Raw genomic sequence first — 16,195 nt, 5'->3', positions numbered from 1 at the left:
GGCCAGCAAAAATTGTTGTTTGGCGATGATCACATCGGCACGCTGTTGAGTTCTCAAAACACCATCACACACCATCAGGGTTTGAGGTGAAACCTCTCACCCGTCTGGGGTAACTCGTCTACCGTAGCACTTCCTCGGCTTAGCACCAACCTGGCCGTTTCGAACTACATTGCTGTAATTCGTTGCGCCTGTAGGCAATCCGAGAGTGTCAGGTGCGGCTAACGGTGGGCTGTCGGCCCTCCGCTGCTCGCGGCGACTCGGAAAACATTACACGCTTCTCACCCTCGGCACAAACGCGGGGATGCGCCGGGGCGTTCGGTGCCGGAGAGGTGCCTCGAGAGCCCCTCCCCTGCACCGAACGCCGGGTCAGCCGGCTCTACGGGCCGCGGCCTGGAACTTGCGGCCGCGCTTGAGGATTGCCACCTCGCCGTGGAGGAAGTCCTCCGCCGTCAGGGCGTACTCGGCGTCGTTCATCTTCACGTTGTTCAGCGAAACACCGCCGTCACCGATGAGGCGCCGGGCCGCGTTTCGTGAGTCCGCGATGCCGACCGCGACCACGGCGTCCGTCAGGCTGGTGCCCTCGGCGACGTCGGCGCCCGGCAGTTCCTGCGCTGCGTCACGGAGCGTGGACGCGTCGAGCGCCGACACGTCTCCCTTGCCGAAGAGAGCCTCACTCGCTGCCACGGCGCCGGCCGTCGCAGCCTCGCCGTGCACGAGCGTCGTGACGTCGGCGGCCAACGTCCGCTGCGCCTCACGGCGGAAGGGTGCCTCGGCGACAGCCTTCTCCAGCTCGGCGATCTCCTCCGGCGTCCTGTCGGTCATGAACTTCAGAAGCTTGATGACCTCGGAGTCCTCGACGTTGAGGAAGTACTGGTAGAAGGCGTAGGGGCTCGTCATCGTCGCGTCGAGCCAGATGGCGTTGCCTTCCGACTTGCCGTACTTCTGCCCGCTCGCGTCGGTCAGCAGCGGCGAAGTGAGCACGTGAACGCTCTTGCCCTCGACCGAACGGATGAGGTCGGCCCCGGCAATGAGGTTGCCCCACTGGTCCGAACCACCGGTCTGCAAGGTGCAGCCGTACTCGCGGTACAGGTGGAGGTAGTCGAGCGCCTGAAGGATCTGGTAGCTGAACTCCGTGTAGCTGATGCCCTCCTCGGAGTTCAGGCGAGCCGCTACGGCGTCCTTCTTCATCATCGCGTTGACGCGGAAGTACTTGCCGACGTCGCGCAGGAAGTCGAGAGCCGAAATCTGTGAGGTCCAGTCGAGGTTGTTCACCACGCGCGCCGGGTTCTCACCCTCGAAGTCGAGGAAGGGGCGCACCTGCGAGCGGATCTTGTCGACCCACTCCGCCGTCTGGTCCTTCGTCTTGAGCACTCGCTCCGAACTCGGACGGGGGTCGCCGATGAGTCCCGTCGAGCCGCCGACGAGGGCGATCACTCGGTGGCCGGCCCTCTGCAGGCGACGGAGCTGGATGAGCTGAACGAGGTTGCCGAAGTGCAACGACGGGGCAGTCGGGTCGAAACCGCAATACACCGTGATGGGTCCGTTCGCGAGTGCTTCACGCAGCTCGGCCTCAGCGGTGGTCTGTGCCACCGCTCCGCGCCACTGCAGCTCGTCGAGGATGTGGGTCACGATGTGCCTTTCGTCGTCATGGCCGGTGTCTGGCTCCGGCGCCGTTCCAAGGGTGCCCCATCGGGTGCGCCCGCGTCACTTCGGTTGGTGCTGATTCGTCGCGGCTCGTCGGCGCGCCACGGCGGGCCGGTAGGCGGAGACTGTCGGGTCGTCGGGCAGCCAGAAGCGCCAGGGGTACAGCGTGCCGTCGCCGCCGGGGCCGCTCACCCCGACCCGTGGGCCGCTGCGGTATTCGAGCCGGGTACGCCCGTCCGGCACAGTGAGTCGCACCTGCGCCTCCCTTCCGGTGACCGGCGTTCCGTTGAGGTCGAGATCCACGCCGAGCGCCTGCCCGAGGTTTCCCGGCCCCCGCGCCAGCAGCCGTAACGCGACCTCGCGCCGGTCTCCCCCGCGGCGCCGCCGAGCGATCGCCTCCCCCTCCACGACCTCACCGGCGCGCACGAGCACTCCTCCGGACTCTCCGTCGGGGCCACAGACCAGGTTGAAGGCCCGGTGGACGCCGTAACTGATGTAGACGTACACGGTGCCGGGAGGTCCGAAGAGCGCCGCGTTGCGCGGAGTGCGACCACGGAAGCCGTGCGACCCCGGGTCGCGCTCCCCCGCGTACGCCTCGACCTCGCTGATTCGCACACCGACGCCGTCGTGGTGCACGACCAGGCCGAGCAGCCGCGGAGCCACCACCTCGGGCGCTGCGGCGAAGAGATCTGGATCGACGGGGTGCACGCCGTCATTGTGCCAACGCTGCCGATGGGTTCCGCCGTCGCGGTCCCGCACCCCTCGGTTCCTGGGGATTGGTGACATTCGTCCCTGCCCTCGAGCCAGGCCCGCGCCGTAGCGTCACGACGGCCGCAACGGGACAACCGTCTACGGCAACCTGACGACGTCACCCTGGAGGACGCATGCTGCACGCCGACAACGCCGAGATCGTCAAGGCGACTGCCGGACCGGTCATCGAGAACATCACGCAGATCACCAAGGTCTTCTACCCCAAGATGTTCGAGCGCAACCCGGACCTGCTCAACGTGTTCAACCAGGCGAACCAGGCCATCGGCGAGCAGCCGATCGCGCTGGCGTCGAGCATCGTCGCGTATGCCCACCACCTGCTGGGCGACTCCGACATCGACTTCGACCACGTCCTGTCGCGCATCGCGAACAAGCACGTTGCCCTCGCCATCAAGCCCGGCGACTACACCATCGTCGGCCGCAACCTCATGGAGGCCATCGGCGAGGTGCTCGGCGACGCCGTCACGCCCGAGGTGGCACGCGCCTGGGAAGAGGTGTACTGGCTGTTCGCCATGGACCTCGTGAGCGCCGAGGCGAAGCTGTACCAGCAGATCGACCGCACGCCGGACTCCCTCATGAAGGACCACCGCATCACGCGCATCGAGGACGCCGGCGGCAACGCCCGCACGTTCACTCTCGAGCCCGTCGACGGTTCGGCGATTCCCGACTACGTTCCGGGCCAGTACGTCTCCGTCATCGCTCAGCTCGAGGACGACTACCGTCAGCCCCGCCAGTACACGATCTCGAGCGCACCCGGGGACGCCGCCCTCCAGATCACGGTCAAGAAGGTGCTCGGCGCGAACGGCACCCCCGACGGTGCCGTCTCGGGATACCTCTTCGAGCGCTCCGAGGGCGACGTTCTGCCCGTGAGCGCACCGGTGGGCGACATCGAGGTGGCGAAGGACGACCACACGCGCCCGCTCGTCATGTTCTCCGCCGGCATCGGCATCACGCCGATGGCCTCGATCCTCGACGCCGCCGCTCAGGGCCGCACGAACGGTCGTGAACTCGTCGTCGTCCACGCCGACATCGATGCAGACACCCACCCGCTGCGCGAGCAGGTCGCCCGCACCGCGGCCGACGCCGGCGCCACCGCCATCACGTACTACGAGAAGGGCGGCGACGACGCGCGCGAGGGTCTCGTCGCCGTCGACGAGCTCGACCTGCCGGACAACGCCGAGTACTACCTCTGCGGCTCGGTTCCGTTCATGCAGCACGTGCGCTCGGGCCTGCTCGACCGCGGCGTGGACGCGGCCGACATCAGCTACGAGATCTTCGGGCCCGACCTGTGGCTCGGTGGCTCGGCCTCCAGCCAGGCCTCCCCCGAAGAGCTCGTCGCCGAGGAGCAGCGACTGGCCTGATCGGCGTCAGCCGTCAGCACGGACGACGACAGCGGCACCCGTTCGCGGGTGCCGCTGTCGTCATGCGAAGGGGAAAGCGCGCAGATCAGCGCAGCTCGATGCGCGAGTCAGCGAACTCGCGAAGCTCGCCGGCTCGAGCGGCGGCAGCTTCGAGCTGCTCACCGACTCGCTCCGGGGCCGTGCCGCCCGTGGCGTTGCGCGACGCGAGCGATCCCGGAACGCTGAGCACCTCACGCACGCCCGGGGTGAGGTGCTCGCTGATGTCGGCCAGGTCGTCGTCCGAAAGATCCCACAGCTCGATGTCGCGCTTCTCGCACTCCCGAACGCAGGCTCCGGCGACCTCGTGAGCCACACGGAACGGCACGCCCTCGCGCACGAGCCATTCCGCGATGTCGGTGGCGAGCGAGAAGCCCTGCGGGGCCAGCGACTCGAGGCGCTCCGGGTGGAACGTCAGCGTCGCGGTCATCCCGGCAAAGGCCGGCAGGAGCAGTTCGAGGGTGTCGACTGCGTCGAAGACCGGCTCCTTGTCCTCCTGCAGGTCGCGGTTGTAGGCGAGGGGGAGCGCCTTGAGGGTCGTGAGCAGACCCGCCAGGTCACCGACGAGACGGCCCGCCTTGCCTCGCGCCAGCTCGGCGACGTCGGGGTTCTTCTTCTGCGGCATGATGCTGGAACCGGTCGAGAAGGCGTCGTCGAGGGTGACGAAGCTGAACTCCTTCGTCGCCCAAAGAACGACCTCCTCGGCGATACGCGAGATGTCGACCGCAGCCATCGCGGAGACGAAGGCGAACTCGGCGACGAAGTCACGCGAGGCGGTGCCGTCGATGCTGTTCTGCGTCGGGCGGCTGAAGCCGAGGTCCTCGGCCACCCGAGCCGGGTCCAGGCCGAGAGACGAGCCCGCGAGCGCCCCCGAGCCGTACGGCGAGGCATCCGTGCGCTTGTCCCAGTCGACGAGGCGCTCGGCGTCGCGCAACAGGGCCCAGGCGTGGGCGAGAAGGTGGTGGCTGAGGAGCACCGGCTGGGCGTGCTGCAGGTGCGTGCGGCCGGGCATCGCGACGCCCATGTGGGTTCGGGCCTGAGCCACGAGGGCGTCGACGACGTCGAGCAGCAGCCCTGAGACGACCCGCGCGTGATCACGCAGGTACATGCGGAACAGGGTGGCCACCTGGTCGTTGCGCGAGCGCCCGGCGCGCAGGCGCCCGCCCACGTCTGCACCGGCACATTCGATGAGGCCGCGCTCGAGCGCGGTGTGAACGTCCTCGTCGTCCTGGGCCGGGACGAAGACGCCCGATTCCACGTCACCGCGCAGCTTCTCGAGAGCCGAGAGCATGGCCTCGAGGTCGTCCTCGGCGAGGAGGCCAGCACGGTGCAGGACGCGGGCGTGTGCCCGGGACCCGGCGATGTCGTACGGCGCGAGGCGCCAGTCGAAGTCGGTGGACTTGCTCAGGGCCGCGAGTGCGTCGGAGGGGCCGCCGGCGAAGCGTCCGCCCCAGAGGCTGAGGCGCGAATCGGCCTGGGTCATGACGAACCTTTCATCGAGGAGTGGCCCGGCTCGAACGGGCCACCGAAGTGCAGGGGTAGCAGGAAGATCTCAGGGTGCTCACGTGGATTCTCACGCATCGTCGGCGGGAAGGTCCTCGTCGGTTCCGGCGTCGTCAGTACGCCCGGCGAGGTCGAGGAAACGCTGCCCCAGAGCTGACGACTCGGCGTCCGCCTGGGCGATGACCAGGATCGTGTCGTCGCCGGCGATGGTGCCGAGCACCTCCTCGAACTCCGCGTGGTCGATCGCCGAGGCGAGGAAGTTCGCAGCGCCCGGAGGCGTGCGCAGCACGACGAGGTTGCCCGAGGACTCGGCCGTGACGAGCAGTTCGCCCGAGAGCCGGCGAAGGCGCTGCACGGCTTCGGTACGAGCGGCGCCGGCACGCGGCGTTCGATCGCCGCCCTCGCCAGGCACGGCGTAGACGAGGGTTCGCCCCTGGCGCACCTTGACCGCGCCCAGCTCGACGAGGTCACGCGACAGCGTCGCCTGGGTGACGTCGACGCCGTCCTCGAGCAGACGTTCGGCGAGATCGGTCTGCGAGCGGATGGACTCCCGGCCGAGGATCTCGCGGATGCGCTGATGTCGCGCGCCCTTCGTCGGCGCGATCACGAGCGCTCCAGAAGGAAGGCGAGCAGAGCCTTCTGCGCGTGCAGACGATTCTCCGCTTCGTCCCAGACGACCGACTGCGGCCCGTCGATGACATCGGCGGCGATCTCGTACCCCCGGTATGCGGGCAGGCAGTGCATGACGATGGCATCGGCCTTGGCGTGGGCCATGAGGTCCGCGGTCACGGCGAACGACCGGAACGGGTTCGTCTCGCCCTGGCGTTCGGCCTTTTCGCCCTCCTGCCCCATCGACACCCAGGTGTCGGTGATGACGACGTCCGCATCGCTGACCGCGACCACGGCGTCGGTGGAGGCCGTGGCGCTCCCGCCCGTTTGCGCCGCGATGCGCTGGGCGTCCTCGAGGATCTGGGGGTTCGGCTGGTAGCTCTCCGGTCCGGCGACGACGATGTTCGCGCCCGCCGTGGCGAAGCCGAGCAGGTAGCTGTGCGCCATGTTGTTGGCTGCGTCGCCGACGTAGGCGACCTTGAGCCCGGCCACGCTTCCCTTGTGCTCCGTGACAGTGAGGAGGTCGGCGAGGATCTGGCACGGGTGGAAGTCGTCGGTGAGCGCGTTGACGACCGGAACTCCCGAGTGCTCGGCCATCTCTGCGAGCGACTTCTGGGCGAACGTCCGCCAGACGATGGCGCTCACCTGGCGCCCCAACACCTTGGCCACGTCGTGGATCGACTCCCGCGTGCCCACCTGGGCGAGGTTGCCGTCGACGATCATCGGGTGGCCGCCGAGTTCGGCGATGCCCACCGAAAAACTGAGCTGGGTGCGCAGCGTCGGCTTGTCGAAGATGACGGCGACGCCGCGGGGCCCCTCGAGCGGGCGGACACAGTGTCGATCGGCCTTGAGGCGCACGGCGAGTTCGAGCACCTCACGCTGCTCGGCGGGCGACAGGTCGTCGTCGCGCAGGAAGTGGCGGGTCACGATGTCTCCTTCTCTCCTGCTCGGTCGAGCAGGGTCGGCAGGGCGTCCACGAACGTGTCGAGCTCGGCGTCCGAGATGACAAGAGGGGGCGCGAGGCGAACGGCGTTCGCCGTCGGCGCGTTGACGACGAAGCCGGCCTCGCGCGCGGCGACGACGAGCTGCGGCGCCACGGCGTCCCGCAGGAGGACGGCGCGCAGCAGGCCACGGCCGCGTGTACCGGTGACGCGGGCGTCGCCGAGGGCGTCGATGCGAGCGGCGATGTGCTCTCCCCGTCGTACGACGTGGGTAAGAAGCCCGTCCCCGGCGATCGTGTCGAGCACCGCGAGCGCAGCAGCGCAGGCCAGTGGGTTACCGCCGAACGTCGTGCCGTGCTGGCCCGCCGTGAGGAGGCCGGAGACTTCCGGCCCGAACGTGATGAGCCCGCCGACAGGAACGCCGCCACCGAGGCCCTTGGCCACCGTCACCGCGTCGGGCACGAGCCCCGGCGCGAGCGTCTGGAAACCGAACCACTCGCCGGTGCGCGCGATGCCCGTCTGGACCTCGTCGAGGATGAGCAGCGCACCGGCGTCACGCGTGATGCGGCGCGCCGCCTCGAGGTAGCCCTGACTCGGCACGACGACGCCGGCCTCACCCTGGATCGGCTCGACGAGGACAGCACCCACGGACTCGTCGACAGCGTCACGCAACGCCTCGACGTCGTCGTACGGCACTCGCCGGACGCCGGGCACGAGCGGCTCGAACGGAGCGCGGTAGGCCTCCTTCGACGTGAGCGAGATGGCCCCCATCGTGCGCCCGTGGAAGCCACCCTCGAGGACGACGACGTCGGGGCGACCGGTGCGCCGGGCGAGCTTGAACGCGGCCTCGTTCGCCTCACTGCCGGTGTTGCAGAGGAATACGCGTGATCCCTCCGGCGCTCCGGCGATCTCGAGCAACCGCTCACCGAGGGCCACCTGACCGGGCGTCGTGAACAGGTTCGAGGTGTGGATGAGGCGTGCAGCCTGCTCCTGTACCGCGGCGACGAGCGCCGGGTGGCCGTGACCGAGAGAGTTGACGGCGATGCCACCGAGCAGATCGAGGTAACGCCGGCCGCCGGCGTCCGTGACGTAGCAGCCGTCACCCTCGGTGAGGACGAGGCCGGGCTCGCCGAAGACACCCATCATCGCCGTGCCGTACCGCTCGAGGTACGTCTGGCTCTCGTGCTGGGTACTCACCAGCGTCCTCCTGACGTGATCATCGTGCCGATGCCTTCGTCGGTGAAGATCTCGAGAAGGATCGAGTGCGGGCGGGTGCCGTTGACGACGTGTGTGTGCGGCACCCCTCCGCGCACCGCGCGAATGCAGGCCTCGAGCTTGGGCACCATGCCGGTCTCGACGGTCGCGAGCATCGCTTCGGCGTCCTCGACGGGCAGGGTCGACAGCAGCGACTCCGGGTCGGGCCAGTTGGCGTAGACGCCCTCGACGTCGGTGAGCACGACGAGCTTGTGGGCACCGAGTGCCACGGCCAGCGCGCTCGCTGCCGTGTCGGCGTTGACGTTCAGGACCTGACCTTCGTTGTCGAGGTCGGGAGCCACCGACGAGATGACGGGGATGCGCCCCGAGTGCGTCAGGTCGCGCACGATCTGCGGATCGACCATCTCGACATCGCCGACGAGACCGATGTCGACAGCCTCCCCGTCAACGTACGCCGGCCGACGGCGGGCGCCGAACAGGCGGGCGTCCTCCCCCGACAGCCCGAAGGCCATCGGGCCGTGCTGGTTGATGAGGCCGACGAGTTCACGCGAGACCTGGCCAGTTAGCACCATGCGCACGACCTCCATCGTCTCGGGGGTCGTGACGCGCAGCCCACCGCCGAACTCGCTCTTGAGGCCCATGCGCTCCAGCATTGAGGCGATCTGAGGTCCGCCCCCGTGAACGACCACGGGGCGCAGCCCCGCGTAGCGCAGGAAGGCGATGTCCTCGGCGAAGGCCCTCTTCAGTGCCGGGTCGGTCATCGCGTTGCCGCCGTACTTCACGACGACGAGCGCGTCCTGGTAGCGCTCGAGCCACGGCAGCGCCTCGACGAGGGTGCCCGCCTTGAGTGCCGCAGAAGCGATCGAGCTCAGGTCACGGCGCTCGCCGGCCAGCCCGTGGTCGTGCTCGGAGGTGCTCATGTGCTGTAGGCCGAGTTCTCGTGAACGTAGTCGTGCGTGAGGTCGTTGGTGAAGATCGTGACGGACTGCTCGCCCGCCTTGAGGAAGACCTCGACCTTCACTTCACGGTTCGACAGGTCGACGCCGGATCGGTCGTCGCCGACCCCGCCGTCGCGACAGACCATGACACCGTTGATCGCAACGTCGAGCGTGCGAGCGTCGAACGCCGCCTTGGTCGTGCCGACGGCCGCGAGGACGCGCCCCCAGTTGGGGTCTCCCCCGAACACCGCGCACTTGAAGAGGTTGTTCCGGGCGATCGCGCGTGCAACTTCAAGTCCATCGTTAATGTTTGCAGCTCCGTGGACGACGATCTCGATGTCGTGGGCAGCGCCCTCGGCGTCGGTGATGAGCTGCAGAGCAAGATCCTGGCAGACCTCCGTCAGGATGCTCGTGAACTCCCCCATCTCGGGCGCGACGCCGGAGGCGCCGGACGCCATGAGGAGCACAGTGTCGTTCGTCGACTGGCACCCGTCGGAGTCGATGCGGTCGAAGGTGAGGCGCGTAGCCGTGCGCAGGGCCTCGTCAGCCTGCTCCGGCGTGAGGACGGCATCGGTTGTCACGACGACCAGCATCGTGGCGAGTGCAGGTGCGAGCATGCCCGCTCCCTTCGCCATTCCACCGACGACGTACCCCGAGCCGATGCCTTCGCACTCCTTGGCCACGGTGTCGGTCGTCATGATGGCCTCGGCCGCGTCGGCGCCACCGTCGGCGCTCACGGCGCCGGACACCTGCGTCACGCCATTCTCGATGCGGTCCATCGGCAGGAGTTCACCGATGAGCCCCGTGGAGCACACCACAACATCGCCCGCACTCACGCCGGTGGCCTCGGCCACGAGTTCGGCCGTGCGGTGAGTGTCGAGGAAGCCCTGGGCGCCCGTGCAGGCATTCGCACCACCCGAGTTGAGGACCACAGCATCGACGCGGCCGTCGGTGACGACCTGGCGTGACCACGTCACGGGGGCCGCCTCGACCCGGTTGCTCGTGAACACCGCGGCACCGACGTGCTCGGGGCCGTCGTTGACGACGAGCGCGAGATCGGGCTTTCCGCTGGGCTTGAGGCCGGCCGTGACACCGGCGGCCCGGAAGCCTGATGCGGCAGTGACGCTCATTCCTTCTCCTTGATGATGTGGCCGGCACGCTTCCACAGCGCGCGGGCGCGGTCGGACTCGAAGGTGGGAACCATGATCCAGTCGGTGTCGAACGTGGAAACGGTGAAAACCGTCAGCTCGGCCTCACCGAGCGGCGTCACGATCGCCGACAGGAGACCGGTGAGGGCGAAGTCGAGCGGACCGTCGACCTCGAAGACGTTGAACGGCCCCTGCTGGCGCACCACCGCGTCACGCGGGATGGCGGACGACAGACACAGCACCGAGGTCTCCGATGCGGTGGCGCTCACCGAGACGAGCGGGGCGTCCGTGAGGGCCCAGTCTGGCACCACCTCGTGCGGCCCGAGGCGCACGTACGACAGTTCCTCGGGGTGGGCGATGAGGGTGAACTGCGCTCCGAAGGCGACCATCAGGGAGCCACGCCCACCGCGGGCAGGCCCGCGGCTTCGTCGAAGCCCAACGCGAGGTTCATCGACTGCACGGCAGCTCCTGCCGTGCCCTTCGTGAGGTTGTCGACGGCGGAGACGACGACGACGCGGCCGGAGCTTGCATCGAGGGCGAACTGAACCGCGACGGCGTTGGACGCAACGACCATCCCTGTCGAGGGCCACGAGCCGTCCGCAAGCAGGTGGACGAACGTCTCGCCGCCGTAGGCCGCCTCCAAGGCCGCGCGAATCGCCGCGGCGTCCACGCCGTCACGCACGCGCGCGGTACACGTGGCCAGGATGCCGCGCGGCATCGGCGCGAGCGTGGGGGTGAACGACAGGGACACGTCGTCCGCTCCCTGCGCGGCGCGGCGGAGGTTCTGCACGATCTCAGGGGTGTGACGGTGGCCGCCGCCGACACCGTACGGGCTCATCGATCCCATGACCTCGGATCCGAGCAGGTGCGGCTTGAGGCCCTTGCCGGCCCCCGAGGTTCCGGAGGAGGCCACGACGACGACGTCATCGTGCTCCACGAGGTCGTGGGCAAACAGGGGCGCGAGGGCGAGCGAGACCGCGGTCGGATAGCAGCCCGGGACGGCAATGCGGCGCTCCCCGGCCAGGTTGTCCCGCTGCTTGGCTGCGGTCCCGAGGGTCAGTTCGGGCATACCGTAGGCCCACGAACCTGCGTACGGGGTGTCGTAGAACGCAGTCCAGTCGTTCTCGTTCTCGAGGCGGAAGTCGGCACCGCAGTCGACGACGAGCACGCCCTCGGCGAGCGCGGCGGCCAAGGCAGCGCTCTGACCGTGGGGAAGTGCGAGGAACACGACGTCGTGTCCTGCGAGGACCTCCGGCGTCGTCTCCTCAAGAACGACATCGGCCAGCGGCATGAGGTGCGGGTGGTGCTCACCCAGTCGCGAACCCGCGGAGCCCCCGGCCGTCAACGCTCCGATCTCGACGTTGGGGTGAGCGAGCAGCAAGCGGAGGAGCTCCCCTCCGGCGTATCCGCTCGCACCGGCGACTGCGACCTGAACCATGTCGCTCAGGCTACACGAATACGCATACTCATGCACGATAGAGAAAAGTCATGCACCCCCATGGGCGGGCCACAGGGGTGCATGTCACGGTCAGGCGCCTCGTAGGCTGGCTCCGACGGCCTTGTCGACCTCACGGACGGCCGCATCGCGGGCGACGTTGACCTCCTCCGTCGTGAGCGTACGCTCCGGCGAGCGGAAGAAGAGCCGGTAGGCGAGCGACTTCTTGCCCTCGCCGACCTGCTCGCCCTCGTAGATGTCGAACAGCGCCAGCGACTCGAGGTTCTCCCCACCGCCGCGGTGCAGTGCGTCCTCGACTACCGCCGCGGTGACGCCCGAATCGACGACGAGCGCGACGTCGGAATGCGCCTGCGGGTACGTGGCGATCGGCTCCGCGACCCCGGTCCTCTCGGCGAACGCCGAGAGGGCGTCGAGGTCGAGTTCGCCGGCCACCACGCGCGGCGGGAGGCCGAGGGTCGTGAGCACCTTCGGGTGAAGCTCACCCGCGTGACCGATGACGCTGCCGTCAGGCAGCATGATCTGGGCGCAGCGGCCCGGGTGGAACGGGGCCACGTCGGCCTGCGCCACCTCGAGTTGCACGCCGAGCACGCGACCGATGCCGAGCGCAGTGGCGACGGCGTCGCTCCAGTCGCTCGAGCGGCCTGCACCCCACCAGCCCTTGCGTTCACCGTCACCGGTCATCACCCAGGCGACGTGGCGCGGCTGAGCCGGGACGGCGTCACGGATGGCGGCGAGCACTTCGGGCGTCGGGTGCACTCCGACCCGCTCGGTCGGCGCCGTTCCCGCGGGGCCGGCCACGACGAGACCGAGCTCGAACAGGCCCACGTCCTTGAAGCCGCGCGCGATGTTGCGCTTGAGCGACTCGAGCATCGTCGACAGGACGCTCGTGCGCAGCAGCGGCGCCTCGTCCGACAACGGGTTGCTCAGGCGGACGGTGGAGCGTCGCGTGTCGTCTGCCCCGTAGCGCAGCTTCGTGTGCAACTCGTCGCTGACGAAGGGCAGCGAAATGATCTCCGAAAGCCCCTGCGCGGCGAGTGCGTTGGCCACAGTGCGGCGGTAGCGCTGCGACGCCGTGAGGCCGCGCCCGGCGACGGGGCGGGCGAGGACCGACGGGATCTGGTCGTAACCGCGCAGGCGGGCAACCTCCTCGACGAGGTCGGGCCCCGTCGTGAGGTCGGGGCGCCACGACGGAGCCGTGACGTTCCACCGTGCTTCCTCGACTCGCTCGACGACGCAGCCGACCGCGGTGAGACTCGCCTCCACCTCGTCGTCGGAGTACGAGACGCCGACGAGGCGCGTGGGCTGCTGCGGGTCGAACGCGATCGGCGCGGCCGGCGCGACGGTGTCGAGGTCGGTGACGCCGTCGTCGACGCGGCCGCCGCCGTACTGGACGAGAAGATCGACGGCCAGCTGCGCTGCCGCGGCGGCGATCGCCGGGTCGACACCGCGCTCGAAGCGCTTGGACGCCTCGCTGCTCAGTCGGTGACGACGGGCGCTTCGGGCGATGCTGACCGGGTCGAAGTGCGCGGCCTCGATGAGGATGTCGCTCGTCGTGTCGCTCACCTCGCTCTCGGCGCCGCCCATGACGCCGGCGATGGCGAGCGGACGCTCACCGCCGTCGGTGATGAGGAGGTCCTCGGCGAAAAGCGTGCGCTCCACGTCGTCGAGGGTCGTGATCTCCTCCCCCGCCAGCGCGCGACGCACGACGATTTCATCACCGAGCGTGGCGAGGTCGAAGGCGTGCAGCGGCTGGCCGAGACCCAGCATGACGTAGTTCGTGATGTCGACGGGCAGGGAGATCGAGCGCATCCCCGCCTCCGTCACGGCCTGGGACAGCCAGGCCGGCACGGGCGCCGCCGGGTCGACGCCGCGCACGATGCGGGCCACATAGCGGTCGCACCCGACGTTTCCGCGCAGCGGCGCATCGTCGTCGACGCGCACGGGGTAACCCGAGGCGTTGGCCTCCGGAGCGCGCTCGTTCAGGTCGAGCACCGGGTCGGTGAAGCGGGCTCCCGTCGAGTGGCCGTACTCGCGCGCGACGCCGCGGATGGAGAAGCAGTAGCCGCGGTCCGGGGTGACGTTGACCTCGACCGTCTCGCGGTCGAGACCCAGCAGCGGCAGGGCGTCCTGGCCGGGCGTGAGGTCACTCGCCTCGACGCCGAGACGCTGCGGGAGCAGGATGATGCCGTGCGAACCGTCGTCGGGCAGGCCGAGTTCGTCGGCTGCACAGATCATGCCGGCCGAGAGGTGACCGTAGGTCTTGCGGGCGCTGATGGCGAAGCCACCGGGCAGAACGGCACCGGGCAGGACGACGACGACGGTGTCGCCGGCGTCGAAGTTGTGCGCGCCGCACACGATGCCCTGGGGCTCACCGGTTCCGTTGGCGTCGCCGACGTCGACGGAGCACCAGTTGATGACCTTGCCGTTCTTCTGCTCCTCGGGCTCCTTCGTCAGAACGCGCCCGACGACGAGCGGGCCGGTGATGCCGCCGCCGTGGATCGCCTCCTCCTCGAGACCGATCTTGACGAGGTCGGCCGCTACCTGGAGACCTGTTGCTCCGGCCGGGACGTCGACGTGCTCACGCAGCCATTCGATGGGAACTCGCATTGCCTCAGACCTCCAAGCCGAACTGGGCGTCGAAGCGCACGTCGCCCTCGATCATCTCGCGCATGTCGGATGCGCCGGTGCGGAACATGAGCGCTCGCTCGACGCCCATGCCGAACGCGAATCCGCTGTACTCGCTCGGGTCGACGCCGCAGGCGCGCAGGACGTTCTCGTTGACCATGCCGCAGCCACCCCACTCGATCCAGCCGGTGCCGCCGCACGTGCGACAGGCCGGGTCTTCCCCGCGGCAGACGAAGCAGCGCAGATCCATCTCGGCGCTCGGCTCGGTGAACGGGAAGTAGTTGGGACGCAGACGCGTCGTGATGCCTTCGCCGAACAGCTGCGTGGCGAGATGGTCGAGCGTCCCCTTGAGGTGGGCCATCGTGATGCCCTTGTCGACGGCGAGGCCCTCGAGCTGGTGGAAGACCGGCAGGTGCGTGGCGTCGAGTTCGTCCGTGCGGTACGCCTTGCCCGGCGCGACGATGTAGAGCGGCACACCGCGCTCGAGCATCGAGCGAGCCTGGACGGGCGACGTGTGCGTACGCATGACAAGCCCACCGTCGGCCGGGTCGAGGTAGAAGGTGTCCTGCATCTGGCGGGCAGGGTGGTCCTCGTCGAAGTTGAGCGCGTCGAAGACGAACCACTCGGCCTCGACCTCGGGGCCCTCGGCCACCTCCCAGCCCATGCCGACCATGAGGTCGACCATGAGCTGCTGCATCATCTCGACGGGGTGACGGCCACCGACCGGGCGGCGCAACGTCGTCGCTGTCGTGACGTCGACGGCCTCCTCGGTGAGGATGCGCTCGTCGCGCTCGGCCTCGAGCTCGGCCTGACGCTCCTTGATCGCCTGACCCACGCGTCCGCGCGCCTGGCCGACTCGCTTGCCCGCCTCGGCCTTGGCCGTCGGCGGCAGCGCACCGATCTCACGGTTGGCGAGGGCGAGGGGCGACTTGTCGCCGGCGTGGGCGAGGCGTGCGTCCTTCAACTCCTCGAGCGAGTTCGCGGCCGCAATGGCGCTGAGGGCGTCGGTGACGTTCGACTCCACGACCTCGGGGTCCAGTGCGGACACCTCGACCGGGTCGTAGTTGGTGTTGGGGCCAGACATGGGCCCGAGTCTATCGAGTGCGCGCAAACCGGAATGACACGCCGTGTCAGTGCTGCGCGCCCGCCGAGGCGTAGAGGCAGACGGTGGCCGCCATGGCCAGGTTGAGCGACTCGGCAGCGCCGTAGATCGGCACGCGCACGACGTCGTCGCAGGCCTCGCGGACTTCGGGTTCGAGGCCCCAGGCCTCGTTGCCCATGACCCACGCGTGCGGCGTGGAGAGCTCGACGTCCGGAAGCAGCGTCGTACCGACACCGTCCGCGGCGTGCAGCGTCAGCCCGGCGTCGCGGCAGCGGGCGAAGATGTCCTCGATGGCGGCACCGCGACAGATCGGCAGGTGCCACAACGAACCCACGGTCGAGCGCACGACCTTGGGGTTGTAGATGTCGACACTCGAGTCGCTGACGATGACGGCGTCAGCACCCGTCGCGTCGGCGCCGCGGATGACGGTGCCCGCATTACCCGGGTCTCGCACGTTCGTCAGGACCACGACGAACTTCGGCGAACCGGCGAGCACCTCCTCGAGGGCGCGGTCGACGGGTCGCGCGACGGCGATGATCCCCTGGGGCTGTTCGGTGTCGCACATCTCGGCGAGCACCTGGGCAGAGCAGTCGTGGACGAACCGACGCTCGTCGGGCTCCGCGTCGCGCTGCCAGGAAAGCGTCATCTCCCGCAGGTCCGGGTGACGTTCCGTGGCCTCGGCGTCGAGGTAGAGGTCGCGGATCGTCTCGGGCGCGAAACGGATCAGTTCGCGCACGGCCTGGCGTCCCTCGACGAGGAACAGCCCGGCCTTCTCACGCGCAGAACGCCGCCCCAGTGCCCTGACCTGCTTGACCCGATCTGAGCGGGTGTTCGTGATCATGGCGTGGA

Annotated in this window: 14 protein-coding genes; 1 reads left to right on the top strand and 13 read right to left on the bottom strand. The window is 69.0% G+C overall.

All coding sequences use genetic code 11. From position 1 onward, the window contains the following. Positions 1–366 precede the first annotated feature (366 nt). Together tyrS and IM689_RS05670 are read right to left on the bottom strand one after the other, a co-directional pair. Positions 367–1,629, bottom strand: coding sequence for a tyrosine--tRNA ligase (tyrS, locus tag IM689_RS05675; protein WP_193643217.1), 1,263 nt, complete (start codon positions 1,627–1,629; stop codon positions 367–369). Between the two features lie 75 nt (positions 1,630–1,704). Then, entirely contained in the window at positions 1,705–2,352 is a 648-nt protein-coding gene (locus IM689_RS05670; RefSeq protein ID WP_319803817.1) for a DNA-3-methyladenine glycosylase, read from the bottom strand. Positions 2,353–2,528: 176 nt separating this feature from the next. Between IM689_RS05670 and IM689_RS05665 the strand changes: the two genes are divergently transcribed. Next, positions 2,529–3,773 carry a globin domain-containing protein gene (locus IM689_RS05665; protein ID WP_187034795.1) on the top strand — a complete coding sequence of 415 codons (1,245 nt, stop codon included), beginning with the start codon at positions 2,529–2,531 and terminating at the stop codon, positions 3,771–3,773. Between the two features lie 85 nt (positions 3,774–3,858). Here IM689_RS05665 and argH read toward each other — a convergent pair whose 3' ends face one another. The 11 genes from argH to IM689_RS05610 form a co-directional block, all read right to left on the bottom strand. Then, complete coding sequence (gene argH / locus IM689_RS05660) at positions 3,859–5,292, bottom strand: argininosuccinate lyase (RefSeq protein WP_193643215.1); 1,434 nt, start codon at positions 5,290–5,292, stop codon at positions 3,859–3,861. Between the two features lie 90 nt (positions 5,293–5,382). Then, positions 5,383–5,919, bottom strand: a complete 537-nt coding sequence (locus tag IM689_RS05655; protein ID WP_187034793.1) for an arginine repressor — start codon at positions 5,917–5,919, stop codon at positions 5,383–5,385. Continuing rightward, positions 5,916–6,848, bottom strand: coding sequence for an ornithine carbamoyltransferase (gene argF, locus IM689_RS05650; protein ID WP_193643214.1), 933 nt, complete (start codon positions 6,846–6,848; stop codon positions 5,916–5,918). Before argF ends, IM689_RS05655 begins: the two co-directional genes overlap by 4 nt. Beyond that, positions 6,845–8,059 (bottom strand): acetylornithine transaminase, encoded by a 1,215-nt coding sequence (locus IM689_RS05645; protein ID WP_319803816.1) that lies wholly within the window; start codon positions 8,057–8,059, stop codon positions 6,845–6,847. Before IM689_RS05645 ends, argF begins: the two co-directional genes overlap by 4 nt. Next, a complete protein-coding gene (gene argB, locus IM689_RS05640) occupies positions 8,056–8,997 on the bottom strand; it encodes an acetylglutamate kinase (RefSeq protein ID WP_193643213.1) in 942 nt (313 codons plus the stop codon). The genes IM689_RS05645 and argB overlap by 4 nt, the downstream gene beginning before the upstream one ends. After that, positions 8,994–10,145 carry a bifunctional glutamate N-acetyltransferase/amino-acid acetyltransferase ArgJ gene (argJ, locus tag IM689_RS05635; RefSeq protein ID WP_193643212.1) on the bottom strand — a complete coding sequence of 384 codons (1,152 nt, stop codon included), beginning with the start codon at positions 10,143–10,145 and terminating at the stop codon, positions 8,994–8,996. The genes argB and argJ overlap by 4 nt, the downstream gene beginning before the upstream one ends. Further along, positions 10,142–10,552 carry an ACT domain-containing protein gene (locus IM689_RS05630; protein WP_118912585.1) on the bottom strand — a complete coding sequence of 137 codons (411 nt, stop codon included), beginning with the start codon at positions 10,550–10,552 and terminating at the stop codon, positions 10,142–10,144. Before IM689_RS05630 ends, argJ begins: the two co-directional genes overlap by 4 nt. Continuing rightward, positions 10,552–11,601: an N-acetyl-gamma-glutamyl-phosphate reductase gene (gene argC, locus IM689_RS05625; RefSeq protein ID WP_193643211.1), complete on the bottom strand. Its 1,050-nt coding sequence runs from the start codon at positions 11,599–11,601 to the stop codon at positions 10,552–10,554. The genes IM689_RS05630 and argC overlap by 1 nt, the downstream gene beginning before the upstream one ends. A 90-nt stretch (positions 11,602–11,691) precedes the next feature. Beyond that, the gene (gene pheT / locus IM689_RS05620) at positions 11,692–14,226 is read right to left on the bottom strand and encodes a phenylalanine--tRNA ligase subunit beta (RefSeq protein WP_193643210.1); all 2,535 of its coding nucleotides are present in this window, start codon (positions 14,224–14,226) and stop codon (positions 11,692–11,694) included. A gap of 4 nt (positions 14,227–14,230) precedes the next feature. Then, a complete protein-coding gene (gene pheS / locus IM689_RS05615) occupies positions 14,231–15,328 on the bottom strand; it encodes a phenylalanine--tRNA ligase subunit alpha (RefSeq protein ID WP_047312126.1) in 1,098 nt (365 codons plus the stop codon). A 46-nt stretch (positions 15,329–15,374) separates the two neighbouring features. Continuing rightward, entirely contained in the window at positions 15,375–16,187 is an 813-nt protein-coding gene (locus tag IM689_RS05610; protein WP_193643209.1) for a TrmH family RNA methyltransferase, read from the bottom strand. Positions 16,188–16,195 lie beyond the last annotated feature (8 nt).

It is taken from the genome of Dermacoccus barathri (assembly GCF_015070805.1).
GTDB lineage: Bacteria > Actinomycetota > Actinomycetes > Actinomycetales > Dermatophilaceae > Dermacoccus > Dermacoccus abyssi.
Note: the sequence above shows the minus strand (reverse complement) of the source record. Positions and strands in the feature narration are given on the sequence as shown.